This window comes from Loktanella sp. DSM 29012 (genome assembly GCF_900110705.1).
In the GTDB taxonomy this organism is placed as follows: Bacteria; Pseudomonadota; Alphaproteobacteria; order Rhodobacterales; family Rhodobacteraceae; genus Loktanella; species Loktanella gaetbuli.
Window position 1 is genome coordinate 65,391 of the sequence record NZ_FOEJ01000001.1, and the last position, 23,975, is coordinate 89,365.

The 23,975-nt window shown below is 62.1% G+C and carries 26 protein-coding genes; 13 read left to right on the top strand and 13 right to left on the bottom strand.

The annotated features are described in order from the left end of the window. Positions 1 to 12: 12 nt before the first annotated feature. Entirely contained in the window at positions 13 to 1,260 is a 1,248-nt protein-coding gene (locus BMX27_RS00330) for a DNA recombination protein RmuC (RefSeq protein WP_177172611.1), read from the bottom strand. Then, positions 1,257 to 3,077, bottom strand: coding sequence for a DNA mismatch repair endonuclease MutL (gene mutL, locus BMX27_RS00335; RefSeq protein WP_177172612.1), 1,821 nt, complete (start codon positions 3,075 to 3,077; stop codon positions 1,257 to 1,259). The genes BMX27_RS00330 and mutL overlap by 4 nt, the downstream gene beginning before the upstream one ends. A gap of 84 nt (positions 3,078 to 3,161) precedes the next feature. Here mutL and BMX27_RS00340 point away from each other — a divergent pair, with 84 nt between their 5' ends. Both BMX27_RS00340 and BMX27_RS00345 read left to right on the top strand, forming a co-directional pair. After that, on the top strand, positions 3,162 to 3,503 hold the full coding sequence (locus BMX27_RS00340; protein WP_090157961.1) for an ArsR/SmtB family transcription factor: 342 nt from the start codon (positions 3,162 to 3,164) through the stop codon (positions 3,501 to 3,503). Continuing rightward, a complete protein-coding gene (locus tag BMX27_RS00345; protein WP_256212341.1) occupies positions 3,493 to 3,960 on the top strand; it encodes an SRPBCC domain-containing protein in 468 nt (155 codons plus the stop codon). The genes BMX27_RS00340 and BMX27_RS00345 overlap by 11 nt, the downstream gene beginning before the upstream one ends. Before the next feature lie 6 nt (positions 3,961 to 3,966). Here BMX27_RS00345 and BMX27_RS00350 read toward each other — a convergent pair whose 3' ends face one another. The 7 genes from BMX27_RS00350 to BMX27_RS00380 form a co-directional block, all read right to left on the bottom strand. Further along, positions 3,967 to 5,277, bottom strand: a complete 1,311-nt coding sequence (locus BMX27_RS00350; RefSeq protein ID WP_090157963.1) for a M16 family metallopeptidase — start codon at positions 5,275 to 5,277, stop codon at positions 3,967 to 3,969. After that, complete coding sequence (locus BMX27_RS00355) at positions 5,274 to 6,614, bottom strand: M16 family metallopeptidase (protein WP_090157964.1); 1,341 nt, start codon at positions 6,612 to 6,614, stop codon at positions 5,274 to 5,276. The genes BMX27_RS00350 and BMX27_RS00355 overlap by 4 nt, the downstream gene beginning before the upstream one ends. A 93-nt stretch (positions 6,615 to 6,707) precedes the next feature. Further along, on the bottom strand, positions 6,708 to 6,926 hold the full coding sequence (locus BMX27_RS00360; RefSeq protein WP_056029299.1) for a DUF3035 domain-containing protein: 219 nt from the start codon (positions 6,924 to 6,926) through the stop codon (positions 6,708 to 6,710). A 52-nt stretch (positions 6,927 to 6,978) separates the two neighbouring features. Continuing rightward, positions 6,979 to 7,464 carry a signal peptidase II gene (gene lspA / locus BMX27_RS00365; RefSeq protein ID WP_090157965.1) on the bottom strand — a complete coding sequence of 162 codons (486 nt, stop codon included), beginning with the start codon at positions 7,462 to 7,464 and terminating at the stop codon, positions 6,979 to 6,981. 9 nt (positions 7,465 to 7,473) lie between these two features. Further along, complete coding sequence (gene purH / locus BMX27_RS00370) at positions 7,474 to 9,063, bottom strand: bifunctional phosphoribosylaminoimidazolecarboxamide formyltransferase/IMP cyclohydrolase (RefSeq protein WP_090157966.1); 1,590 nt, start codon at positions 9,061 to 9,063, stop codon at positions 7,474 to 7,476. Continuing rightward, complete coding sequence (locus tag BMX27_RS00375; protein ID WP_090157967.1) at positions 9,056 to 10,852, bottom strand: heparinase II/III family protein; 1,797 nt, start codon at positions 10,850 to 10,852, stop codon at positions 9,056 to 9,058. Before BMX27_RS00375 ends, purH begins: the two co-directional genes overlap by 8 nt. A 39-nt stretch (positions 10,853 to 10,891) precedes the next feature. Next, the gene (locus BMX27_RS00380; protein ID WP_090157968.1) at positions 10,892 to 12,163 is read right to left on the bottom strand and encodes an RsmB/NOP family class I SAM-dependent RNA methyltransferase; all 1,272 of its coding nucleotides are present in this window, start codon (positions 12,161 to 12,163) and stop codon (positions 10,892 to 10,894) included. 67 nt (positions 12,164 to 12,230) lie between these two features. Between BMX27_RS00380 and BMX27_RS00385 the strand changes: the two genes are divergently transcribed. After that, positions 12,231 to 12,407, top strand: coding sequence for a DUF1674 domain-containing protein (locus BMX27_RS00385; RefSeq protein ID WP_090157969.1), 177 nt, complete (start codon positions 12,231 to 12,233; stop codon positions 12,405 to 12,407). Here the strand turns inward: BMX27_RS00385 and BMX27_RS00390 are convergent. Continuing rightward, positions 12,404 to 12,763 (bottom strand): dihydrodipicolinate reductase, encoded by a 360-nt coding sequence (locus BMX27_RS00390; protein WP_256212342.1) that lies wholly within the window; start codon positions 12,761 to 12,763, stop codon positions 12,404 to 12,406. The two genes, BMX27_RS00385 and BMX27_RS00390, sit on opposite strands and share 4 nt — an antisense overlap. Positions 12,764 to 12,822: 59 nt before the next feature. Continuing rightward, positions 12,823 to 13,632 carry a 4-hydroxy-tetrahydrodipicolinate reductase gene (gene dapB, locus BMX27_RS00395; RefSeq protein WP_090157970.1) on the bottom strand — a complete coding sequence of 270 codons (810 nt, stop codon included), beginning with the start codon at positions 13,630 to 13,632 and terminating at the stop codon, positions 12,823 to 12,825. 89 nt (positions 13,633 to 13,721) lie between these two features. On the opposite strand from dapB, the gene rbfA reads away from it, so the two are divergent. From rbfA to BMX27_RS00435, 8 genes are all read left to right on the top strand, one after another. Continuing rightward, entirely contained in the window at positions 13,722 to 14,132 is a 411-nt protein-coding gene (gene rbfA, locus BMX27_RS00400) for a 30S ribosome-binding factor RbfA (protein WP_371260049.1), read from the top strand. Further along, complete coding sequence (locus BMX27_RS00405; protein ID WP_090157972.1) at positions 14,132 to 14,848, top strand: phosphodiester glycosidase family protein; 717 nt, start codon at positions 14,132 to 14,134, stop codon at positions 14,846 to 14,848. The genes rbfA and BMX27_RS00405 overlap by 1 nt, the downstream gene beginning before the upstream one ends. A gap of 64 nt (positions 14,849 to 14,912) precedes the next feature. Further along, a complete protein-coding gene (truB, locus tag BMX27_RS00410) occupies positions 14,913 to 15,830 on the top strand; it encodes a tRNA pseudouridine(55) synthase TruB (protein WP_090157973.1) in 918 nt (305 codons plus the stop codon). Next, a complete protein-coding gene (locus BMX27_RS00415; protein WP_090157974.1) occupies positions 15,817 to 16,341 on the top strand; it encodes a DUF1643 domain-containing protein in 525 nt (174 codons plus the stop codon). The genes truB and BMX27_RS00415 overlap by 14 nt, the downstream gene beginning before the upstream one ends. Further along, positions 16,338 to 17,228 carry an alpha/beta fold hydrolase gene (locus BMX27_RS00420; RefSeq protein WP_090157975.1) on the top strand — a complete coding sequence of 297 codons (891 nt, stop codon included), beginning with the start codon at positions 16,338 to 16,340 and terminating at the stop codon, positions 17,226 to 17,228. Before BMX27_RS00415 ends, BMX27_RS00420 begins: the two co-directional genes overlap by 4 nt. Positions 17,229 to 17,318: 90 nt before the next feature. Beyond that, a complete protein-coding gene (locus BMX27_RS00425; protein WP_177172613.1) occupies positions 17,319 to 18,188 on the top strand; it encodes a calcium-binding protein in 870 nt (289 codons plus the stop codon). A gap of 112 nt (positions 18,189 to 18,300) precedes the next feature. After that, positions 18,301 to 18,570, top strand: coding sequence for a 30S ribosomal protein S15 (gene rpsO, locus BMX27_RS00430; RefSeq protein WP_056029334.1), 270 nt, complete (start codon positions 18,301 to 18,303; stop codon positions 18,568 to 18,570). A gap of 189 nt (positions 18,571 to 18,759) precedes the next feature. Beyond that, positions 18,760 to 18,942 carry a CsbD family protein gene (locus tag BMX27_RS00435; protein WP_090157977.1) on the top strand — a complete coding sequence of 61 codons (183 nt, stop codon included), beginning with the start codon at positions 18,760 to 18,762 and terminating at the stop codon, positions 18,940 to 18,942. Positions 18,943 to 19,011: 69 nt separating this feature from the next. Here the strand turns inward: BMX27_RS00435 and BMX27_RS00440 are convergent, their stop codons facing one another. Further along, positions 19,012 to 20,556 (bottom strand): alanine/glycine:cation symporter family protein, encoded by a 1,545-nt coding sequence (locus tag BMX27_RS00440; RefSeq protein ID WP_218144637.1) that lies wholly within the window; start codon positions 20,554 to 20,556, stop codon positions 19,012 to 19,014. An 11-nt stretch (positions 20,557 to 20,567) separates the two neighbouring features. Then, complete coding sequence (locus BMX27_RS00445; protein WP_090158685.1) at positions 20,568 to 21,005, bottom strand: universal stress protein; 438 nt, start codon at positions 21,003 to 21,005, stop codon at positions 20,568 to 20,570. Between the two features lie 363 nt (positions 21,006 to 21,368). Here BMX27_RS00445 and pnp point away from each other — a divergent pair, with 363 nt between their 5' ends. Both pnp and BMX27_RS16985 read left to right on the top strand, forming a co-directional pair. Next, entirely contained in the window at positions 21,369 to 23,504 is a 2,136-nt protein-coding gene (gene pnp, locus BMX27_RS00450; RefSeq protein ID WP_090157979.1) for a polyribonucleotide nucleotidyltransferase, read from the top strand. A 300-nt stretch (positions 23,505 to 23,804) separates the two neighbouring features. After that, positions 23,805 to 23,936 carry a hypothetical protein gene (locus tag BMX27_RS16985; protein ID WP_256212343.1) on the top strand — a complete coding sequence of 44 codons (132 nt, stop codon included), beginning with the start codon at positions 23,805 to 23,807 and terminating at the stop codon, positions 23,934 to 23,936. The last annotated feature ends 39 nt before the right edge of the window (positions 23,937 to 23,975 follow it).

The following is a 23,975-nucleotide window of genomic DNA, read 5'->3' on the forward strand; positions in this document are numbered from 1 at the left end:
GTCGTCTTGGCCTCAGTCTTGGCCGTCAGAACCACTGGCCGCAAGGGGCAATGGCGCCTGCGCCTGTGCTGCCAGTTCCTCAAAATCGAAATTGTCCAACCTGTCGGCGCGTTTGCCGGCCCGCGTCGCGGCCGTCAGAATACCGGAGACATCTTCGCCCGCCTGCCGCAGGTGGGTTTCCAGCTTGCCCGCCCGATCGCCGATCAGCTGCACGTCGCGGTGCAGCTGTTTCAGGCTCTTGCGGATTGCCCCCGTCTGCTCGCGCATGCGTGCGTCCTTGAGAATGGCGCGCATGGTGTTCAACGTCGCCATGCAGGTGGTGGGGGACACGATCCAGACCCGCGCGTCAAAGCCGTCACGCACCACGGCAGGCAGCCGGGCGTGCAGCTCGGCATAGACGGCCTCTGACGGCAGGAACATGATGGCACCATCCGCCGTTTCGCCAGCGATGATGTATTTGTCGGAAATCGCCTTGATGTGAACGCGGACCGCTGCCGCCAGTCCCTTGAGCGCTGCGTCCTGCTCTGCGCGGGTCTCGGCGCGGGTCAGCGTCTCGTAGGCCTCCAGCGGGAATTTCGCATCCACCACGATCGGTCCCGGCGGGTTGGGCAGATGGATCAGGCAATCGGCCCGTTTCCCGTTCGATAGCGTCGCTTGCAGTGAATAACTGTCGGCAGGCAACGCCTTGCCCACGATATCGGTCAGCTGGATTTCACCAAAGGCCCCGCGTGTCTGCTTGTTCGACAGGATATCCTGCAGCGACAGCACGTCGCCCGACAGTTTTTCGATATTGCTTTGCGCGCGATCAATGGTGGCCAGACGCTCTTGCAACGCGGCCAGTTGCTTGGTCGATTTTTCCGAACTGCCCGCCAGCGTGTCCTTCATCCTTTCCTGAAGATCGGCCAGACTGCGTGCGGACCGCAGCGCGTTGTCGGCCAAACGTTCGGCGACCTGCGCATTCACCTCGGCCAGGCGTTGTTCCATGGTCTGCATGATGCGGGCCTGACCGGCGGTCTGGCTGTCGGACACGGTGCGCAGGTTTTCACCCAGACGCGCCTGATTTTCGGCCAGCGTTTGCATGAACCCCGATAATTGTCCGACCTGCCCCGACAGCGCATCAACCGCCTGCCCCGACCGCCCGGCCCTGCGCACGGTGGCGATCAGCAGTGCAAAGAGTGCCGCCAACAGCAGCAATGCCACAGCCGCCGCCCATAGACGCGGATCATCCAACGCAAACTGCGTGTCACCCACCTGGATCACGTGCGGCCGAACAGCCGTTCGATGTCGGTCATCGACAGGGTCACCGATGTCGGGCGCCCGTGATTGCATTGTCCCGACAGCGGCGTTGCCTCCATCTCGCGCAGAAGGGCGTTCATCTCCGGCGCGGACATGCGGCGTCCCGTGCGCACTGACCCGTGACAGGCCACCCGGCTGAGGATGGCGTCGATCCGCGCCTTGAGTGGCCCGGTGTCGCCGCCGTCCTGCAACTCGTCCAGCACGTCCAGCACCAGACGACGCGCATCTACGGTCCCAAGGATCGCGGGTGTTTCGCGCACGGCCACGGCGCCACCGCCAAAGGGTTCGATCCCCAGCCCCAGACGCGCCAGATCATCGGCCTGCGACAGCAGTAGTTCCGCCTCTCCCGGCGTCAGTTCGACGATTTCAGGGATCAAGAGCGTCTGCGCCGTGACCCCATTGTCGCGCATCTGCGCCTTGAGCCGTTCGTAAACCAGCCGTTCATGCGCGGCATGGGCATCCACGATCACCAGGCCATCGGCGGTCTGCGACAGGATATAGTTTTCATGAAGTTGCGCCCGCGCCGCGCCCAGCGGCCGGGCCTCGTCCACAATGGCATCTGGCGTGTCCGGGACCGGATCAATCCGGGCGGACGGCAATTCGGCAAAACCGGACTGGAACATCATGGTCTGCGCGGTAAAGCGCGGCGTCGGACGGTCCATCTGGTAGACGCGCGGTTCCGTCACGGGCGTCATTGCCCCCAATGTCGCCGCGCTGACGGTGGTGGACGACCGATGCCCGGCCTCGGCCAGCGCATGACGGATTCCGCTGACGATCAGACCGCGCACGACGGCCGGATCGCGAAACCGCACCTCGGATTTCGCAGGATGCACGTTGACGTCGACCAACGTGGGATCGCAGTCGATGAACAGGCAGGCCACCGGATGCCGGTCACGCGACATCACGTCCATATAGGCCGCGCGCAAGGCACCCAGCAGCATCTTGTCCCGCACCGGGCGACCGTTGACACACAGGTATTGGGCGACGGCAGCCCCCTTGGAAAAGGTCGGCAGCGCTGCATAGCCGGTCAGGTGAAACCCGTCGCGTTCCGCGTCCAGCCGCAGCGCATTGTCGGCAAAGTCGCGTCCGATGGCGGCCCGCAGGCGCCGGTGCAGCGCGTCGAACATGTCGCCGGTTTCGGCATCCGCGCGGTACAGCGTGCGCGCCTCGCCGTTGCTGCTGTCACGCAGAATGAACGTGATGAACGGTTCCGCCATCGAAAGGCGTTTGATCACATCCGTGATCGCCTGCGTTTCGGCCCGGTCACTGCGCAGGAATTTCAATCGCGCGGGCGTGGCATAGAACAGATCGGCCAAATCAACCTGTGTGCCGCCCGGATGGCCTGCGGGCCTGACAGGGTCCATGCGTCCACCTGCGACGCGGATGCTGGACCCCTCGTCACCGCCACGAGACGTGATGGTCAGCCGCCCGACCGCACCCAGCGATGGCAGCGCCTCGCCCCGAAAACCGAACGAATGGATATTGAGCAGATCACTGCCGTCAATCTTTGACGTGGCATGCCGCGAAAGGGCCAGCGGCAAATCCGCAGCCGTCATGCCGCAGCCGTCGTCGCTGACGCGGATCAGAGTCTTGCCACCATCCGCGATTGTCACGTCGATCCGCGTGGCACCGGCATCAATGGCATTCTCGACCAGTTCCTTGACCGCAGATGCGGGCCGTTCCACGACCTCTCCTGCCGCGATCCGGTTGATTGCGGCGTCATCCAACTGGCGGATCACGGGGCTGGCTGATGTCTGTATCTGGGGTGAAGTCACTGTCATGCTACAAGGGATAGCATCGAAACGGTTGATTCGACGAGGGGCGAATTTACTGACAAAGCATCCAATTCATGCTATATAACCAAAATGTTAATCGAATCGATCAACCCCGCCGTGCTGGCCGCACTCGCCGATCCGATCCGCCTGCGGATCGTCGATCGTCTTGCCGCTGGCGAATGTACGGTGGGCGAATTGGCCGCGCCGTTCGACGTGTCGCAGCCCGCCATTTCACGCCACATCCGGGTGCTGACAGACGCGGGTATCGTCGTGCAACGGGTCGATGGTGCACGCCGACCCTGCCGTCTGGCACCTGAATCCCTCGCCGCGCTGGACGCCTGGCTGACCCAACTGCGCAAGACATTGAGTGCACAATACGACCGACTTGATGCCGCACTGGCCGAACTGGAGGATGAGACGCATGACCCTTGAACTGACCCTGGTGGGGGACACGCAGATCATCGCGACCCGCCATTTTGCAGCCCTGCCGTCACTGGTGTACCGCGCGCATATCGACCCTCAGATCATCCGAAAATGGATGGTCGGGTCGGACGGCTGGACCATCGACACGATCAGCGTGGATGCCCGGGTCGGCGGCGAATTCACCTATCGCTACAACGGGCCTGACAACGACAGCTTTGCCATTACCGGCACGTTCATGGAATTGGACCCAGGTCGGCGCATCCTGCATGTCGAACGAATGTTGTTTCCAGACCCGACACCCGACAACCGGATCGAAACGGTGTTTGACGCGCAGGGCAGCGGTACGTTGATGACCATGACGATGACCCTGCCCGATGCCGAAACGCGGAAGATGTTGATGGACATGGGCATCCAGACCGGCATGGAAGGAAGCTATGCCGGTCTCGACGCTGCTGTATCCGGCTGACAGCGATCAGTTCGTGCTGGTCAGCCCCACGGGCTGGCCCACGACGACGAAATGCAGATCCTCGGGCCGGTAGAGGTCGGCCGCCACGCGGTTCACCTCCTCAAGCGTCACCGCCTCGATGTAGTCGTTGCGGTTGACGACGTAATCACGCGGCAGGCCGATCATCTGCATCCCGACAAGGATGCTGGCGATATTCGCATTCCCGTCGAACCGCAGCGCGTATGACCCGGTCAGAAACAGTTTCACCCGGTCCAATTCCTCTTGGGTCATGCCGTCCTGCGCGATCTTGGCCCATTCATCGCGCACGACCTCGATCGCTTCGGCAATGGTGTCGTTGGACGACGCCAGCTGTCCCAGAACCATGGGCGCATGATCCTTGGGGACTAGGAATGTCGACACACCATAGGTCAGGCCACGCTTTTCCCGAACCTCGTCCATGAGGCGGGATTCAAAGCCGCCTGCCCCCAGCGCCTCGTTCAGGATCGTGGCCGCGAAATAGTCTGGATCGTCCCGTTCCATGCCCGCGTGGCCGAACAGTGCAACCGATTGGGGTGTCGGAAAATCGACGACCGTGATCCCGCCGTCCAACGCGAATGTGGTATCCTCGGGAAGTGGCGGCCCCTCGGCGGGAAGTTCACCCAGCAGGGTGTCCAGCACCTCGCCCAGCGCCTCTGGCGTGATGTCACCGACTGCGCCCACATAAATGCGGTCACGCGTCAGCGCATTTTGCCAGGCGGTCACGATGTCGTCACGCGTCAGTGCCGCGACACTCTCTGCCGTGCCGGTGCTTGACGATCCATAGGGATGGTCCGGAAACGCCCCGGCATTCAGCGTATCGCCTGCTATGGCATTGGGTGATTTGGCATCGGACGCGATGCCGGAAAGGACCTGCGCGCGGACCCGGTCAATCGCCGACTGGTCAAAGCGCGGTTCGATCAGTGCCTGCCGCAACAGGGCAATGCTTTCATCCTGATTTTCCGTCAGGAAACGGGCCGAGATACTGGTGACGTCGTCACCGATATCGAAACCAAAACCCGCTGACAGTTCTTCGCGGCGCGTCTGGAACGCTTGCGCATCCATGTCGGCGGCACCCTCTTCCAGCAGGCCCATCATCAGATTGCTGGCACCGCGCTTGCCGGGCAGGTCCAGCGATGCGCCACCCTCGATCCGGATTTCCAGCGCGGTAAAGGGGATGCTGTGATCCTCGACCAGCCAGGCGGTGATTCCGCCGTCAGAGGTCACTTCCTGGATCTCGACCGCGGCAATGGCAGCGGTTCCGGCGAATGTGGCACAGATGGCCAGAACGTAGCGGATCATTGGGCCTGCTCCTCGTTTGCGACAACCCAGCCGGTCACCGACTGGTTCAGGTTGAACACCTCGGCCGCCGCGGCCTTGATGTCCTCTGCGGTGACGTCTTGCAGAATTTGTGGCCAAGCGTGCACATCATCGACGGTCAGCCCTTGGGTCAAGGCGGCCCCATAGCGCTGCGCGCGTCCCTGCGTGCTGTCCATCGCATAGATTTCCGACGCGCGGATTTCGGACTTGATCCGATCAAGGGCCGCCGGATCGATATCCTTGGCCATGAAATCGGCGATGACCTGATCCATGGCCGCCTCGGCCTCTGACAGGGTCACACCCTGCGCGGGCACCACCGAAAGACTGAACGACGTGTCATCCAGACTGCTGCCGCGATAGCCTGCCCCCGCATAGACGGCGATCTGGCTGTCGAACTGCAACGCACGCCCCAATTCCGAGGTAAAACTGGACCCACCCAGCAAATCGGCCAGCAGCGTCAGCGCAGCGGCCTTTTCCTGCGCACCGCTGTCGCGTTCGGGCGCAAGGTAGCTGCGCACCAGATAGGGTTCACTGACACGTTCGTCGGTGAACACGATCCGGCGCGGTGCCAGCTGCGGCGGCTCTGATGACCGGATGCGTTCAGGCAGATCGGGTTCAGCCGGGATCGGTCCATAATATTGTTCCGCCAGCGCACGCACCTCGTCAGGAAACACGTCACCGGCCACGATCAGGATTGCGTTGTTGGGGGAATAGTACAGATCATAGAACGACACCGCGTCCTCCAGATCCAATTCTTCCATTTCGTGTTTCCAGCCGATGATCGGCACGCCGTAGCGGTGGTTCTGGTAGAGGGCCGCGTTGAACTGTTCGCGCGCCAGTGCCCCCGGTGAGGATTCCGTGCGCTGGTTGCGTTCTTCCAGGATCACGTTGCGTTCGGTGGCGATGTCGTCCTGATCCAGCTGCAGATTGACCATGCGGTCGCTTTCCATCTGCATCATCAGCGGCAGGCGGTCCGCCGCAATCCGCTGGAAATAGGCCGTGTAGTCATAACTGGTGAACGCGTTGTCGGTCCCGCCGTTTTTGGCTACCGTGGCGCTGAATTCACCCGGTTCCAGTGTCTCGGTCCCCTTGAACAGCAGATGTTCCAGGAAATGCGCGACACCTGACTGCCCCACCGGTTCGTCAGCGGACCCGGCGCGATACCAGACCATGTGAACCACGACCGGGGCGCGATGATCCTCGATCACCACGACCTCCATCCCGTTATCAAGCGTGAATGACGTAACATCGTCGGGGGCGACCTGCGCCATCGCAGTGGTCGCGAAAACAGTCAGGGCAGCGGCCAGAGATCGGATCATGGGGTGCCTATGGTTGGATGAGTTCAGGACCAACCTAGGAAGCCGCGCCCGACTTGCAACATCCCGTACAGGGTTGTCACGCAGCTGTCAGGTTCAGGGCCTGCCGCCCATCGCGCGGATGGCCAGTTCCTGCGGGTCCAGATCGGCGGGATTCGTGCCGCCGGGGCGCGGTGCCGGCAAGGCGTTCGTGGCCGGAATAATCAGCGGATTTTGCGGAATGACCGAAAATTCGTCGGGCCCGCCACCACCGGTTCCGCCGCCGCAACCCGCGAGTGCGGCACAAAGTATCACTGGCAAAATCACGTGACGCATGGTGGTCCCTCAACTGGTATCGGCGCTGTTCTAACGCAGTTCGGTCGCGGCGTCACGCGCCCTTGCGCGCCTTGGTCTGCCGGGCATCCGGCCCCGGCAGAAACGCGAGCCCGATGGCACCGGCAAAAATGGCGATGTCCGCGATGTTGAACGCATAGGGGTTGGAAAACCCGCAGCAGCTCATGTTCAGGAAATCCGCGACAGCACCGTAGAGCACACGGTCGACCACGTTGCCCAGCGCGCCGCCGACCAGTAGACCCGCTGCAATATACATCCACTTGGTCCCACCGCTGCGCCAGAGCCAGACAAGAACGCCGACCGAAATCGCCAGGGCGACCCCGATCAGCACCCAACGCATGTCCGCCTGCGCGCCGAGGCCGAAATTAACGCCACGGTTCCAGGCCATCTGGAACACCAGAAACGGCGGAAACACCTCGATCCGCTGACGGGTCATCAGGTCCAGCCAGTGGACGATGGCGTACTTTGTCGCCTGATCCAGCAGGAACGTCCAAAAGCCCGCCCAGAAAACCAATCGCATTCCGTGATCCTAGTGCTTGAAGTGGCGCATGCCGGTGAACACCATTGCGATCCCGGCCTCGTCAGCGGCCGCGATCACCTCGTCGTCGCGCATCGAACCGCCAGGCTGGATCACGCAGGTTGCACCTGCGGCAGCAGCCTCTAGCAATCCGTCGGCAAAGGGGAAAAACGCATCGGACGCAACCGCGCTGCCAATGGTCAGCGGTGCTGCGAGGTCCATCGCCTCGGCCATGCGTTCTGCCTTTTTGGCGGCGATCAAGGCGCTGTCCAGACGGCTCATCTGGCCTGCACCGACACCGACGGTTGCACCGTCGTTGACGTAGACAATGGCGTTGGACTTGACGTGCTTGGCAACCTTCCATGCGAATTGGAGGTCGGCCATCTGGGCATCGGTCGGCTGCACCTTGGTCACCACACGCAAGGCGTCCGCTGCGACGCGGCCCGTATCCTTGTCCTGCACCAGCATGCCACCCGCGACCTGACGGTAGGTCGTCACAGGGGCAGTAGGGTCCGGCAGACCGTCCGTGGTCAGCAGGCGCAGGTTCTTTTTCGCGGCAAAAACAGCGCGCGCCGCATCGGACGCACCCGGTGCGATCACAACCTCGGTAAAGATTTCGGCGATCGCCTTGGCCGTATCTTCGTCCAGCGGCATGTTCAGCGCGACGATACCGCCGAATGCGCTGGTGCGGTCACAGTCGAACGCCTTTTTATAGGCCTCCAGAAGAGTGTCACCCCGCGCCACGCCGCAGGGGTTGGCGTGTTTGATGATCGCGACGGCGGGACCATCGGCGGGGTCGAATTCCGCCACCAGCTCGAACGCGGCATCGGTGTCGTTGATGTTGTTGTAGGACAGCTCCTTGCCCTGATGCTGGGTTGCCGTGGCGACGCCGGGGCGGTCGCTGCCGTCGGTGTAAAAGCTGGCGGTCTGGTGCGGGTTTTCACCATACCGCAGTTCCTGACGCACGGTCCCGGCAAAGCTGCGGCGGCGCGGCGTGTCCAGATTGATCGCGCCAGCCATCCAAGTGCTGACAGCCGTGTCATAGGCCGCAGTGCGGCCGTATGCGGTCTGCGCCAACCCCTTGCGGAACGCGAGCGTGGTCTGACCGTCGTTGGCCTCCAGCTCGGCCAGCAGGGAATCGTAATCGGACACATCCGTCACGACGTTCACAAAAGCATGGTTTTTCGCAGCTGACCGGATCATGGCCGGGCCGCCGATGTCGATATTTTCGATGCAGGTGGCGTAATCCGCGCCCTTGGCGACCGTTTCCTCAAAGGGATAAAGGTTCACGACCAGCAGATCGATACCGCCGATCCCGTGTTCATCCATGGCCGCGACGTGGGCGTCGTTGTCGCGCACCGCCAGCAGGCCACCGTGAACCACCGGATGCAGCGTCTTGACCCGACCATCCATCATTTCCGGAAAGCCCGTCACCTCTGCCACGTCCTTTACGTCCAGGCCCGCATCGCGCAACGACTTGGCCGATCCGCCGGTGGACAGCAGTTTCACGCCGCGTGCGGACAACGCTTGTCCCAATTCAATCAGGCCGGTTTTGTCGGAAACGCTCAGCAGCGCGCGGGTCACGGGAATAAGGTCAGTCATGCTCGTCCTCGAATGATGCATCATCGTCATCCGTTCGGGCAGGTGCCAGGTCGCGGACCACATCGGGGGTGTCCTGCGCCTTGGTCAGGGACCAACGGATGCGCGTCGCATAAGACAAAGCGACGCCGGATAAAACCACCTGTTGTGCTGCGCGCGGCTTCAACCGGCCTGTTTCAAGGTAAACAGACGGTGTCAGCGCCAATTCTGCGTGACCGTCATGACGGAACACCCAGATTTCACCTGACTTGAGCGCCATTGATACGGCGGCACCCCCAAGGTCGACATGCGCCTCGACATCGGGATGCAGATGAAACCTGATCGCGAACGGCACGGACCCGCCGGTCAGGCCGCAGGCCCGTTCGAACCGTTCCTTGTCCAGATCATTCAGGGTGGTCAGCAGATCCTCGCCCACCAGACCGCGCCCATCCAGTGTCATTTCCAGAATGCGGGCGTGGGTCTGGCCATGGGTCAGGCGAAATCCGTCGTGCGACAGTTCGGCCCTGTGACCGTCATCCATCCGCGTGATGATACATTGCACATCGGTCGGCGTATCGATCAGCGGTTCGGCCAACACGCCACCGACAAGCTGCGCAGGCCCCAGCCGAGAGGACGAATACCCGGCCATGCACAGTGTCGAATGGCTGGGCGTGGCCCGGCCCGCGCGCCGCCAGTCCGCACCAAAGGTCACCCCTGACCCGCAATTCACCACCAGTGGACGCCGACCGGATGTCAGCTCGAACGCGAGTGTTGCAGCATGGGCATTATAGGACGCCGCGTGCAGCGGCGGCACGGCCCCGTCTACGATGACACTGGTGCGGCCCGCCGCGATCCGGGCATAGCCCATGCCCATGTCGGCGACGCCCCGCCCGGTCGCACCCAACCGGGCCAGCGCCTGGTCCAGCCGTCCATCGACACCGCGACCACCGCCATGAAACCGTGCCAACCCGCCATCCGCATGCCGCAGGCTGCGCAGCGTCGGTGCGATCCGCCCAAGGGCATCCGTCAGTGCGGCAGGCACGGGACGCGCGCTTGCCTCCAATGCATCCTGCGCCCAGAGCAGAAGTGTCAGGATATCCATCAACTCTTCGGGGTTGCGCGATGCGATTCCCCCATCGGGCCCGACATGATCCGCGCAATCACTGGCCAGCGCCGCAATCGCCGGATCGGTCAGATCCTCCATGCCTTCCAGTGACAGGCCCGCATAGATCATGCCGGCCAGCGCCTCGAACCGCGGCAAACCTGCGCGCGCGGCCCGCCATCTGCGCGACAAGAACAGCGTCTGCTGCCCGAGACTTTGGAAAAAACGGTCCTGCGCATCACGATCAAGACCGCGCAGCAACATCAACCCGTGCGAAATCCAGCGGATCAGGCGACGCCCTGTCAGGTCAGGTGTCCAGCCCGGTCCCGTGCCATCACCGAAATCGTCGATCCATTCCGCAACCCAGGCCTGCGCCGCCGCCCGCGCGCGACCATCACCGACGGCTGCCAGGTCATCGAGCCAGGCAAAGCCATGCAATTCTTGATCCACCAGATCGCGGTCACCCTGCGCATCCCAGATCGAACCGTCAGGCGACGTGGTCAGGACGCCCGCAAAAAGAAAATTGCCGGCCAGCAGCTGCTTGCCCCGCGCAAAAAGACCGATGCTGCGGGGCTCCGGCTGCGACACGAACCCGGTCACAGGTTTGGCACGCGCGGCGCGGCGCGCATGATACTGATGCAAATACGTCGTAAGACGTGTCTGCCAGGATGGATTTTGTGCCACCTGCTGCCCCGGTCTGCGATTTCGCATTCTTGTTGGGCGCAAGGTTAGCGCAGGGTCAGCGTTCTGTCACGCGGGCTTTGTCAGCACGGCCATATAGAACCCGTCCATGCCGCCGATATCCGCCCAGATGTCCGGACGCAGCCGCAATCCGCCCTCTGGTGTGATCCATGCGGGATCGATGCCGGGCCGGTCCAGGGCCGCGCGGTCGACCGTCAGCGCAGGGTGGCGTTCCAGTGCCTCTTCGATCTGGACCTCGCCCTCGTCCGGCAGCAGCGAGCAGGTGCAGAACAGCAGGCGTCCACCGGGTTTCACCAGCGTCAGGGCGTGGTCGATCATGGTTTCCTGTTGCGCGATCAGATCGCCGAATTCGGACCCGTCTTTGGCATAGGGCAAATCCGGGTGGCGCCGCATCGTGCCAGTCGCGGAACAGGGCGCATCCAGCAGGACCACGTCCCATTGCCCCGTCACGTCAAAGGCGTCATCGGTGCGCACATCTGCCTGCAACCCCATGCGCCGCAGGTTCTCACCCACCCGCGCCATGCGCGTCGCGGAATTGTCCACCGCCGTCACGACAGCACCGCGTGCGGCCAGCTGCATCGTCTTGCCACCCGGTGCCGCACAAAGGTCCAACGCCGACAGGCCCGCGATGTCCCCCAAGAGCTGGACCGGGATCGCGGCAGCCGCGTCCTGCACCCACCAGTCGCCAGTATCGAAACCGGGCATCTGGCTGACCTGCCCCGCACCCGCGACACGCACCGAACCGGTTGGCAAGATCTTGCCACCCAGCGCTGCGGCGACAGCACCCGCGTCACCCTTTGGCGTGACATCCAGTGGCGGTGCGACAGCCTGAACGGCCTCCATTGCCGCGACATCGGACCGCCCCCAGGCAACCACCAACGGCTGACGCAGCCAGCCCGGCAGCAACGGCTGGGCCATCGCGTTCCATTTGTCCGGCCCGGCGGCGGCGATCTTGCGCAGTACCGCGTTCGTAAGCCCCTTGAGCCGCCCGACATGCGGGTTGCGGCTGACGATTTCCACGTAGGCGTTCACGACACCATGCGCCGCCTCGCCCTGCCCCAGCTCTACCGTGCCCAGTCGCAGCGCGTTCATGACGTGATCTGCGGGCGTTTGCCGCAGGTGCGGTTTCAGCATCCGGTCGGCGCGGTCCAGCATCCGCAGGGTATCCGTCGCCAGCCGCTGCGCCCGCGCACGGTCCTGTGGTTCCAGGTGATCCAGCACGCCTGCACCGATCAGCTCGGACAGCAAACGGCCCTCTGTGGTGACCTGTTGCAGCAGATGATGGGCGGCGCGACGCGGCGCCAGACCGGAAGTGTCCATGAGCAAAGCCTTGTAGGGTGCGTGCTGCGACGTATATCAGCATGGACGGACCGACAAGGACCCAGCCATGACAGACACCCAGGACGACCTGCCACCCGCCGCGAAACGCGCCCTCGAAGAAGCCGCAGAACGCCGCAAAAAGGCCGAAGAGCTTGCGCTGCCACCCGAACTGGGGGGGCGCAACGGACCCGAACCCGTGCGCTACGGTGATTGGGAAAACAAAGGGTTGGCGATCGATTTCTAGCGCAGACGCAGGCTGGCCGCGCGGCCTGCACCCTGATCGACGGTAAACCGGACCTCGTCGCCGCGCGCCTCGACCAACTGGCAGTTGTAGCCCAGATCGTCACCGCCCCAGTCCAGGCTGCGGCAGAAATAGCCGTCCTGCCACGTCCATTCGCCGGTCACGTCCCAGCCCATGGCATCGCCCGTGATCGCGCCAGATGGGGAAACCGCGATGTCGATGTTGTACAGCAGATGGGTCAGCCTTTGATCGCTGACCAGATCGAGGAAAACATCCTCGTCTGAAATGCGCTGCCAGTCCTGCGCCGCAGCGGCGACAGGCATCAGCAAGAAAACGGCAAACAGGCGAAACAGGGTCATCGTGGCGTCCTCCTCTTACGAAAGCTAAGGTAGGTCGCCCGCACACAGATCAAGACAGGCTAAAGCCCCAGCACATTCAACATGTCGTAATGTCCCGGTGCACGATCCTGCCCCCAGAGCGCGGCCTTGAGCGCGCCACGCGCAAACACACTGCGGTCGGTGGCACGATGGCGCAAAGTGATCTGCTCGCCGTCTGCGGCAAAGATCACATCATGGTCACCCACCGTATCGCCACCCCGGATCGCATGGAAACCGATGTCGCCCCGCTTGCGCGCACCCGTGATGCCGTCACGCCCCGAATCGCGCACGTCGGCCAGATCGACACCGCGCCCGGCGGCGGCGGCCTCGCCCAGCATCAGCGCGGTACCGGACGGCGCATCAACCTTGTGACGGTGGTGCGCCTCGACGATTTCGATGTCGTAATCAGCGTCCAGCGCCGCCGCCACCTTTTGCGCGAGCACGGTCAGCAGGTTCACGCCCAGCGACATGTTGCCGGCCCGCACGATCACCGCGTGATGGGCTGCGCGGTCGATGGCGGCGATGTCTTCGGGAGTCAGGCCGGTTGTGCCGATCACATGAACCGCACGCGCCTGTGCCGCCAGACCTGCGAACTGCACGGTCGCGGCGGGGGCTGTAAAATCAATCACGGCCTGCGCCTTTGCAAATGTTGCGACCGCATCGTCACTGACCGTCACACCCAGTGCCGCACCGCCCAACGCCGTGCCGATGTCCTGACCGACCCAATCGTGGCCGGGCCGTTCCAGCGCGCCCACCAGACGGCAAGCGTCCGATGCGGTCACGGTCTGCACCAGCATCTGGCCCATTCGTCCCGATGCCCCGGTGATCACAATGCCCGGCAGATCTGTCATGGTCTCGTCCCCTTGATATGCCCCGCCCTGATAGCGAGGTCGCGCCGTCACGAAAAGCCTTGCTTGGAAATCCCGCGCCCCACGGTTAGATGAACCACATGGCAAAGAAAAACTCTTCGGGCGGTGCCCCAAATCAACGACAGCTGCGGGTGGGCGAATTGATTCGCCGCCGTTTGTCGGAATTGTTGCAACGGGGCGAAATCCACGACCCTGACCTTGCACGCATGATGATTACCGTGGGCGAGGTGCGCTGTTCACCCGATCTGTCCGTGGCGACCGCCTTTGTGCTGCCGCTGGGCGGCAACCAGAAGGAAGAAGCGCTGCTTGCGCTGCGCAAATCCCGTCACGAGATCCGGCGCGAGGTCGCAAAGGTGCTGAACATCAAGTTCGCCCCCGAAATCCGGTTCGAGATCGACGATACCTTTGACCGCATGGACGCGACCCGCGCCCTGTTCGCCGAGGAAAAGGTACGCCGCGATCTGGACCAGGACGAAGAGTGATGCGCGCGCTGCTTGCCGGTTTGCTGCTGGCCGCCAGCCCCGCAGCAGCCGTCACCTGCGAGGACATCACGTTCGAAGGTGCGTCCTTTACCGCCTGCACCGTTGACGCCACTACCGAGGATCTGCGCCTGTTCCACCGCGATGCGGCAGGCGAGGTTCTGGGCACATTCAGCAATATTGAAACCGCGATTGCGCCGCGGACGCTGGCGTTCGGAATGAATGCGGGCATGTATCACGAGGACCGCCGCGCGGTCGGCCTGTACATTCAGGACGGGGTGCAGACAGCCGGGATCGTGACATCCGACGGGCCCGGCAACTTTGGCCTGCTGCCCAACGGGTTGCTGTGCCTGACCGACGACAGCGCACGGGTCATCGAATCGCTGGCCTATGTGGCGACCGAACCCGATTGCCGTGACGCCACCCAGTCCGGCCCGATGCTGGTCATCGACGGCGCGCTGCATCCCGATTTCATCCCCAACAGCGACAGCCTGAACATTCGCAACGGAGTCGGCACCAGCGGCGACGGCACCCGTGCCGTTTTTGCCATTGCCAACCAGCCGGTGAATTTCCACACCTTTGCACGGTTTTTCCGCGACCGCATGGAAACGCCCGACGCGCTGTATTTCGACGGTCGCGTCTCTCGGATGCTTGCGCCGCAACTGGGCCGGAACGATTTTGGTCTGCCGATGGGGCCAATGGTCGGCGTGGTCGAATAGACCAGCCGCTTGACCCGGCGGCGCACGGGGCCTAGCACGCGCCTTCATCTATTCGGAGCATGACATGGGTCGTCGCAAAAAGGGTCGCAATATTTCGGGCTGGCTGGTCGTGGACAAACCCGCCGGAATCACCTCGACCAGCGTTGTGAACAAGGTGCGCTGGGCATTGGACGCCAACAAGGCAGGCCATGCGGGCACACTCGATCCCGATGCAACCGGCGTTCTGGCCATCGCCCTGGGCGAGGCCACCAAGACGGTGCCCTACATCACCGACGCGCTGAAGGCCTATACATTCACCGTGCGGCTGGGACAGGCCACGAATACCGACGACGCCGAGGGCGAGGTCATCGCATCCTCTGACGCGCGCCCCACGGACGACGAAATCAAGGCAGCACTTGGCGCGTTCGTCGGTGACATCGAACAGGTCCCGCCGCAGTTTTCCGCGGTCAAGATCGACGGTGAACGCGCCTACAAACGCGCCCGCGACGGCGAGGCAATGGATATCGCGGCGCGCCCCCTCTGGGTCGACAGTCTGCTGATGGACGACCGCCCAGATGCGGACCACGTCACATTGGAAATGGTCTGCGGCAAGGGTGGCTACGTCCGGTCCATTGCCCGCGATCTGGGTCAGGCGTTGGGCTGCTACGGTCACGTGCGCGAGTTGCGCCGCATCTGGTCCGGCCCGTTCAAGGCCGAGGATGGCCTGACGCTGGACCGGATCGATGCGCTGGCCCGCACGCCGGAACTGGACGCCCATGTGCTGCCGCTCGAGGTGGGTTTGCACGACATGCCAGAGGTCACCTGCATGACAGCGAGCCTGGGTCCGCTGCGCAACGGCAACGCAGCCACGGTCATCGCAAACGGCATCGACTACGGAACCGAAGTCTGGGCATCGCACGAGGGGCAGGCGGTCGCCGTTGGCCGCCTGATGGGATCCGAAATCCACCCCAGCCGCGTCTTTGTACGCCATGACGACGCCTGACGGCACAGTTACACGGCATTTCACGGCACCCGATGGCACCGTGTCCACGGCGGTCTATTCGGACTGCGACAGCTACCGCTATGCGCTGACACGACGCTGGGGCGATGCCCCGACGCTGGCCTTTGTCATGCTGAACCCGTCCACCGCGACCGAGGCCGCGAACGACCCCACGATTGCACGCTGCGAGGCGCGCGCCCGCGCTGGCGGTCACGGTGGGCTGATCATCGCCAACCTGTTCGCCTTTCGCGCAACCGATCCGCGCGACCTGAAATCTGCTACAGCGCCCATCGGCCCCGACAACGACCGCCTGCTGTTGGACATGTGCCGCAATGCCGGATTGGTCGTCGCAGGCTGGGGCGTCCACGGTGTTCATCTGGACCGCGCGGCGACGGTCCGCGCGCTTTTGCGTGACAGCGGGCTGATGTTGCATACACTGGGCCTGACAAAGCATGGCCATCCGCGCCATCCACTATACGTCAGCTACGCCACCCAGCCGGAGCCATGGTCATGATCGACGGATTTACACAGACCCGGATCGATTGTGGCGATGTGCATTTGTCCGTGCACCGCGCCGGACAAGGCATGCCGCTGATCCTGCTGCACGGCTATCCGCAAAATCACCATTGCTGGGCCAAGGTCGCCCCGACATTCGCGCGGCATTTCGACGTGATCGTGCCGGACCTGCGCGGCTACGGTGACAGCGATGCGCCACCGGACAACTCGGAACACAGCACCTATTCCAAACGGACGATGGCCGCAGATATTGCCAACATGATGAATGCGCTTGGCATCGATCGTGCGCATGTGCTGGGACACGACCGGGGCGCACGGGTGGCCTACCGCTTTGCGCTCGACCATCCCAAGCGGATCGACCGTCTGGGTATCATCGAGATCGTCCCGACCGGGGATTTCTGGGGCGCATGGAACGCCGATCTGGCAATGGCGGCCTATCATTGGACGTTCCTCGCACAGCCTGCCCCACTGCCCGAACGGATGATCGGCGCGGACGGTGCGGGCTACGCCGACTGGACACTGAGCGCCTGGACATTGGCAAAAGGGTTGGACGATTTTACCCCTGCTGCACTGGCATCCTACCGCGCGCAGATGGCCGATCCGGCGCGCGTTCATGCCATGTGTGCCGACTACCGTGCCGGTGCGTTTTTCGACAGACCGTTGGACGAGGCAGACCGCGCAGCCGGCGCACGGATCGCTGCACCGCTGCGATTCCTCTGGGCGGAAGGCGGGTTTCCCGCACGCACCGGCGACCCGCTGGACCTGTGGCGCGGCTGGGCAAGCGATGTCACCGGCAATGCCTGCCGGTCCGGCCATTTCGCGATGGAGGAAAATCCACAGGCGGTGCTGAACGCCTTCCTGCCGCACTTCGGGGCGTTAACCTAAGAGTCAGTTCACCCATAGGCCTGGCCGTTTTTGATGGTATCCCCGGTATCGCGACTGGACCGGGGGCGTTCCAATTCAAAGGATGTCAGAATGCTTGGGTTTCTTGGACTGTTCGGCCTCGCCATGGGCGGCCTTGTTTACATGCAAAACGATACCGAGGACGACGATCAAACGGTCAGCGGTGCCTCTGCTGACGACACCAGCCAGATGGCGGGCCTTGACCAGATGCTGGACGCCAGTGGCACGGATGTTCTCGCCATGGTGCAGGTCGACGAAACCGCGGGGGATGACGCAGACGGGGGCGATTATGTCCCCCTTGATGACGGAACGCAGAACGATCCCCGCTGGATCGCGATTGCCCGGACCCAGGGCACGGATGACGATGATATCCTGTCCGGTGATGAAACCGACAACACCATGGACGGCGGCACAGGCGACGATACGATCACTGGAAAAGGTGGCAGTGACAGCCTGTCGGGCGGCGATGGCAGTGACCGGATCAACGCGGGTCAGGGGAATGACACCGTGTCCGGCGACGCTGGTGACGATATCCTCGAGGGCGGTTGGGGCAATGACACCCTGACCGGAGGAGAGGGCCGTGACACCATGTTCGGTGGACGCGGTGACGATCTCATGAACGGCAACGACGATGACGGGACACAGGATTTTATCAATGGGGGCGACGGCGATGACACCCTGATCGCTGGTCAGGACGACATCCTGCACGGCGGCGACGGCAGCGATCTGTTTGTCATGAATGTCAGGGCCGGTGCGACGATCTCGGATTACAACGCCGCGCATGACACGATCGAACTGACATACGACAACTCACCGCCAGAACTGTCGACACAGACCGACGGCGATGGCCTGACGCTGTTCGCCGACGGGGCACCGGCGGCGCGTCTACTGGGGGTGACCGAACTGGACCTCGACACCGTGGTCCTGACACCTGCTGCATAAACTGCTTTTCTTTTGGTCGTGCGCTGACTATAGGCACGCATCCACCCTCCACGGGCCTTTCTGGACGACATCCCGGATTGCGCCATTCACCCTTTTTAAACAGGAGACCCCGATGTCGATTACACCCGAAGAAAAAGCACGGATCATGAAAGAATTCGCAACCAAGGAAGGCGACACCGGTTCGCCCGAGGTTCAGGTTGCGATCCTGTCCAGCCGCATCGCGACGCTGACAGAGCATTTCAAGACCCACAAGAAAGACAACCACGGCCGTCGCGGCCTGCTGAAGATGGTTGCCCTGCGCCGCAAGCTGCTGGACTACGCACGGTCCAAGGACGAAGCGCGCTACCAAGACCTGATCAAGCGTCTGGGCCTGCGCCGCTAAGCGCCTAACGCCCAGCGCCTAACGCATCAAGGAACACCCGCCGGATATCCGGCGGGTGTTTTGCGTTGAAGCGGAAAAATTTTGCCGACGCGCAGATTCGGTGAAACCAAAACACGCCTTTTGCGTTCTCTTTCCAAGCAGGGTGTCACGACGATTATCGTCGCACCTGCAACAAACAGGAGAACTCAAATGGGTGAACTCACAGACAAGGCAAAAGCAGCTGGCAACAAGGCCGCAGGTTCCATCAAGGAAGCGGTCGGCAAAGCCACCGACAACGAAGAACTGGAAGCTGAAGGCAAGGCGCAGCAGGTCAAAGGCTCTGCGCAGGACGTGTCCGGCACGGTCAAGGGCAAGTTGGGCGACGACGTCTGACCTCCACCCCAGAACGCAAAAACGCCCGCCGGTTATCCGGCGGGCGTTTCGCGTTTCAAGTGGTTTGCATCAGTATTCGAACTTGCGAATCTCGCCCGATTTTAACCGCGTGCCGTAGCTGATCAATTCCCGACGGACAATTTTCATCAGGAAATACAGCGCAAAGATGTTCACCACGGCCATCGAGAAGATCGCGGCATCGGAGAAGTCGATCACCGGACCAAGGTTGGCAGAGGCACCGATCACGATGAACAGGCAGAAAACGATCTTGAACGCGATTTCCTTGTTCTTGCCTTCACCGACCAGATAGGTCCATGCCTTCAGCCCGTAGTAGGACCAGCTGATCATCGTCGAAAATGCAAAGAGCACCACGGCAATTGCCAGCACGAAGGGGAACCATGAAATGGTGGACCCAAAGGCCGCCGACGTCAGGGCGACACCTGTGTTTCCGTCAACCGTCTGAATTGCGGTTCCTGCCTCGTTCAGGACGAACAGGCCCGTTTCGGGGTTCATGATCAACTGACCGGAAATCGTGATGACCAGCGCCGTCATGGTGCAGATCACGACCGTGTCGATCAGCGGCTCCAGCAGGCTGACGAACCCTTCGGTGATGGGTTCCTTTGTCTTCACGGCCGAATGCGCAATCGCAGCGGACCCGACACCTGCCTCGTTCGAAAACGCGGCACGGCGGAACCCCTGGATCAGTGCGCCGACCAGACCACCCGCAACACCCAGACCGGTAAATGCCCCGGCAAAGATCTGGCCAAAGGCCTGACCGATCAGGTTGTAGTTGGCGATCAGGATGATCAGCGACGCACCGACATAAATGACCCCCATCAGAGGCACGACCTTTTCGGTGACGCGCGCGATGGATTTGACGCCGCCCACGATCACCGCGAACACGATCAAGGCAAAGATGATGCCCGTGATCCAGCCGGGATATTCACCGGTGATCTGCGTGATCTGCACATGCGCCTGGTTCGCCTGGAACATGTTGCCACCACCCAGTGCACCAAGGATGCAAAAGACGGAAAACAGCACCGCCAGGACACCACCACCGGGCAGACCCAGTTCGGCGAAACCCTTTTTCATGTAGTACATCGGGCCGCCGGACACGGTGCCGTCAGGGTATTCATTGCGATATTTCACGCCCAGGGTGCATTCGGTAAACTTGGCCGCCATGCCCAGCAGACCCGCAAGGATCATCCAGAACGTGGCCCCCGGTCCGCCGATGCCAACAGCAACCGCGACGCCCGCGATGTTGCCCAGACCCACGGTGCCCGACAGGGCCGTCGCCAACGCTTGGAAATGGCTGACTTCGCCCGCGTCGTTGGGGTCGGAATAGTCACCTTTGACCAGCGAAATGGCGTGACCGAAATAACGGAACTGCACAAAGCCAAAGTAGATCGTGAAGACGGCCGCCCCAACGACGAGCCACATCACGATCCACGGGAAATTGGTCCCCGGCAGGTTGGAAAAAATCAGGGACACATAGGGGCCGGTTGCATTCGCAAAGGCCTGATTGATGGTTTCGTCGATACCCTGCGCGCTGGCCGGTGCCGCGAACATCAGCGCCGACAGCGCAATCAAGAATCGGGAATAGAGGTATTTCATCATCTGCCCTTTCAGTTGACGACGGTAACGGGCACGCGCGCCTGCATCACCAGGTTGGATGTCGAGCTGCCGAAAAACCGCGCGCCGATCCCGGTATCCGCGACACGGCCCACGATGATCTGTTCCGCCTCGTGTTTCCGCGCGAGTCTGTCCAGCGTGTCGGACACGTTACCGTGCTGCACCACGCCGCTGGCCTTTTGACCATCAGCGATGACCTGGGCGACAGCCGGTTCGACGATCCGCGATTTTGCCAGATCGATTTCTTCCTCGCGCCGTTTGTGGCGCAGGGCGTTTTCCTCGGCGGTCTGGAATGCGAACGGCGACCATTCGATCACGTAGGCGATGACCAGTTCGCAGTCCCCGATCAGTTTCGCCAGCGCCTGTGCATGTTTCAATGCCCTTACGCCGCTGTCATGGCCATCAAGACCGACCAACAGTTTTGTTGTCATTTCGTGTTCCCCAGCTTGAAGCTGCGACATCGCAGCCCATTCCTGATAGTATCGCCATCAGCAGTTAGATGCGCCCAAAGATACCCCGACAAACAGAAAATTCGGCTGCGAAATGCACCCATCTCGGTCCAATTGAATTAAATCAAGCGACTGCTTTTAAATTCATCAAGATGAAAACTGCCCCTGCGCAACTGCGGAAAAGTCCACGATTCGCCTGACCCTTCCCAAGTGGGCGGAATTCGGATAAGGCCCAGATATCTTGAGGAAGACAGGCGCCCGGACCCCAGCGCCGAACAAGATACCGGGGTCAGGGGGAATACGCCCCCTACGCAACAGGGCCAAACGCCCGATAAGGAAGAACTGATGTTCAAAGAATTCAAGAAAAGCATGCAGTGGGGCGAAGAGACGCTCACACTCGAAACCGGCAAGGTTGCCCGTCAGGCCGACGGCACCGTGATCGCCACGCTGGGCGAAACCTCTGTCATGGCCAACGTGACATTTGCGAAAAAGCAAAAGCCGGGTCAGGACTTTTTCCCGCTGACAGTGCACTACCAGGAAAAATACTATGCCGCAGGCAAGGTGCCCGGTGGTTTTTTCAAGCGTGAGGCACGCCCAACCGAAAAAGAAACACTGACGGCACGTCTGATCGACCGTCCGATCCGCCCGCTGTTCGTCCCCGGCTTCAAGAACGAAGTGCTGGTGATGTGCACCGTGCTGTCCCACGATCTGGTCAACGACCCCGATATGGTCGCCATGATTGCGGCCTCCGCTGCACTGACGATTTCCGGCGCGCCCTTCATGGGTCCGATCGCGGCCTGCCGCGTGGGCTATACGGATGGTGAATACATCCTGAACCCTGAAATCGACGACATGCACAACCTGCGCATGAACCCCGAGCAGCGTCTGGATCTGGTCGTCGCCGGCACCAAAGACGCCGTGATGATGGTCGAATCCGAAGCCTACGAGCTGACCGAAGACGAAATGCTGGGCGCCGTGACGTTTGCCCACGACGCGATCCAGCCCGTCATCGACCTGATCATCGACCTGGCCGAGGAATGTGCCAAGGAACCGTTCGATTTCCAGCCGCCGAACTACGACGATCTGTATGCTGCCGTAAAATCGGCAGGCGAGCAGAAAATGCGCGACGCCTACGCGATCCTGGACAAGCAGGAACGCACCGCTGCCGTAGCACAGGCCAAGCAGGACATCATCGACGCCCTGAACGAAGAACAGCAAGAAGACGCAAACCTCGGCCCTGCGCTGAAAAAGCTGGAATCAAGCGTTCTGCGTGGCGATGTCGTGAAAAACGGCCGCCGCATCGACGGGCGCAAGCTGGACGAGATTCGCGACATCGTGTCCGAAACCGGCATTCTGCCGCGGACCCACGGTTCAGCCCTGTTCACCCGCGGTGAAACGCAGGGTCTGGTCGTCACCACGCTGGGCACCGGCGATGACGAACAGATGATCGACGCCCTGACCGGCATGTATAAATCCAACTTCATGCTGCACTACAACTTCCCCCCCTATTCGGTGGGCGAGGTTGGCCGCGTGGGTTCTCCGGGTCGTCGTGAAATCGGTCATGGCAAACTGGCATGGCGTGCGTTGCAGGCCGTTCTGCCGGCTGCGACCGATTTCCCGTACACCATCCGCATCGTGTCCGAGATCACCGAATCCAACGGGTCCAGCTCGATGGCATCCGTCTGCGGTGGCTCCTTGTCCATGATGGACGCCGGTGTGCCGCTGAAATCGGCTGTTGCCGGTGTGGCCATGGGTCTGGTGATGGAAGACGACGGCGATTATGCCATCCTGTCCGACATCCTGGGTGACGAAGACCACCTGGGCGACATGGACTTCAAGGTCGCTGGCACCGAAAACGGCATCACGTCGCTTCAGATGGATATCAAGATCGCAGGCATCACGCCCGAGATCATGAAAAAGGCGCTGGAGCAGGCCAAGCAAGGCCGTCTGCACATCCTGAACGAGATGTCGAAGGCACTGACCGGGGCCGCTGAATTCAGCGTCCACGCGCCCAAGATCGAGACGATGCAGATCCCGACCGACAAGATTCGTGAAGTCATCGGTTCCGGCGGCAAGGTCATCCGCGAAATCGTCGAAGTGTCCGGCGCCAAGGTCGACATCAACGACGACGGTGTGATCAAGCTGGCATCCAACGACGCCGAGGCGATCAAGAAGGCCTACGACATGATCCACTCGATCGTGGCCGAACCCGAAGAAGGCGTCATCTACAAGGGCACGGTCGTCAAGCTTGTCGACTTTGGTGCCTTCGTGAACTTCTTTGGCAAACGTGACGGTCTGGTGCACGTGTCCCAGATCGAAAATCGCCGCCTGAACCACCCCTCTGACGTGCTGAAAGAAGGCCAGGAGGTTTGGGTCAAGCTGCTGGGCTTTGACGATCGCGGCAAGGTGCGTCTGGCCATGAAGATGGTCGACCAGTCCACCGGCGAAGAGCTGAAGAAAGAGGAAGGCGACGCAGAGTAAGCGTCACCTTTTTGACAGCACGCATAGGGCCCCGGCGGAGACGTCGGGGCCCTTTTTTCGGGCGGCAGCGTGACAAGACGCCGGCGCGACTTAGTTTTCGGGACACACAAACCGGAGAAACATCATGCGCATTGCCATTTGCCTTCTTGCAACACTCACACTTGTAGCATGTGGTACAACAACAGGCATGAATACGCCTGCCACGATCGACGCCCCTAGCGGGGCCGACGCGGAAACTGCAACCCTGGGCAACACCGTCATCAACTAAGACGGAGACCCCGATCTTTTGAGGAACCGAGCATGACCAAGATCATATTGACCGTAGCGGCACTTGCCGCACTGACCGCCTGCGCCCAGAACGCGCCAACCGGCAACGGCACCGTGGTGACCCCCACGCCAATCATGACCGAACCCACGATGAACAAACTCTGACACGACTGCCGGGCGACCCCGCGTCGCCCGGTAGTGCTG

Coding starts and splice junctions, on each gene's coding strand:
- BMX27_RS00375 (WP_090157967.1), bottom strand. CDS start 10,852: ATGCGAAATCGCAGACCGGGGCAGCAGGTGGCACAAAATCCATCCTGG.
- purH (WP_090157966.1), bottom strand. CDS start 9,063: ATGACTGACCTTATTCCCGTGACCCGCGCGCTGCTGAGCGTTTCCGAC.
- BMX27_RS00360 (WP_056029299.1), bottom strand. CDS start 6,926: ATGCGTCACGTGATTTTGCCAGTGATACTTTGTGCCGCACTCGCGGGT.
- BMX27_RS00350 (WP_090157963.1), bottom strand. CDS start 5,277: ATGATCCGCTACGTTCTGGCCATCTGTGCCACATTCGCCGGAACCGCT.
- pnp (WP_090157979.1), top strand. CDS start 21,369: ATGTTCAAAGAATTCAAGAAAAGCATGCAGTGGGGCGAAGAGACGCTC.
- BMX27_RS00415 (WP_090157974.1), top strand. CDS start 15,817: ATGACGACGCCTGACGGCACAGTTACACGGCATTTCACGGCACCCGAT.
- BMX27_RS00420 (WP_090157975.1), top strand. CDS start 16,338: ATGATCGACGGATTTACACAGACCCGGATCGATTGTGGCGATGTGCAT.
- rpsO (WP_056029334.1), top strand. CDS start 18,301: ATGTCGATTACACCCGAAGAAAAAGCACGGATCATGAAAGAATTCGCA.
- BMX27_RS00345 (WP_256212341.1), top strand. CDS start 3,493: ATGACCCTTGAACTGACCCTGGTGGGGGACACGCAGATCATCGCGACC.
- BMX27_RS00435 (WP_090157977.1), top strand. CDS start 18,760: ATGGGTGAACTCACAGACAAGGCAAAAGCAGCTGGCAACAAGGCCGCA.
- BMX27_RS00405 (WP_090157972.1), top strand. CDS start 14,132: ATGCGCGCGCTGCTTGCCGGTTTGCTGCTGGCCGCCAGCCCCGCAGCA.
- mutL (WP_177172612.1), bottom strand. CDS start 3,077: ATGACAGTGACTTCACCCCAGATACAGACATCAGCCAGCCCCGTGATC.
- BMX27_RS00445 (WP_090158685.1), bottom strand. CDS start 21,005: ATGACAACAAAACTGTTGGTCGGTCTTGATGGCCATGACAGCGGCGTA.
- truB (WP_090157973.1), top strand. CDS start 14,913: ATGGGTCGTCGCAAAAAGGGTCGCAATATTTCGGGCTGGCTGGTCGTG.
- rbfA (WP_371260049.1), top strand. CDS start 13,722: ATGAACCACATGGCAAAGAAAAACTCTTCGGGCGGTGCCCCAAATCAA.
- BMX27_RS00380 (WP_090157968.1), bottom strand. CDS start 12,163: ATGGACACTTCCGGTCTGGCGCCGCGTCGCGCCGCCCATCATCTGCTG.
- BMX27_RS16985 (WP_256212343.1), top strand. CDS start 23,805: ATGACCAAGATCATATTGACCGTAGCGGCACTTGCCGCACTGACCGCC.
- lspA (WP_090157965.1), bottom strand. CDS start 7,464: ATGCGATTGGTTTTCTGGGCGGGCTTTTGGACGTTCCTGCTGGATCAG.
- BMX27_RS00425 (WP_177172613.1), top strand. CDS start 17,319: ATGCTTGGGTTTCTTGGACTGTTCGGCCTCGCCATGGGCGGCCTTGTT.
- BMX27_RS00355 (WP_090157964.1), bottom strand. CDS start 6,614: ATGATCCGATCTCTGGCCGCTGCCCTGACTGTTTTCGCGACCACTGCG.
- BMX27_RS00440 (WP_218144637.1), bottom strand. CDS start 20,556: ATGAAATACCTCTATTCCCGATTCTTGATTGCGCTGTCGGCGCTGATG.
- BMX27_RS00340 (WP_090157961.1), top strand. CDS start 3,162: ATGTTAATCGAATCGATCAACCCCGCCGTGCTGGCCGCACTCGCCGAT.
- dapB (WP_090157970.1), bottom strand. CDS start 13,632: ATGACAGATCTGCCGGGCATTGTGATCACCGGGGCATCGGGACGAATG.
- BMX27_RS00385 (WP_090157969.1), top strand. CDS start 12,231: ATGACAGACACCCAGGACGACCTGCCACCCGCCGCGAAACGCGCCCTC.
- BMX27_RS00390 (WP_256212342.1), bottom strand. CDS start 12,763: ATGACCCTGTTTCGCCTGTTTGCCGTTTTCTTGCTGATGCCTGTCGCC.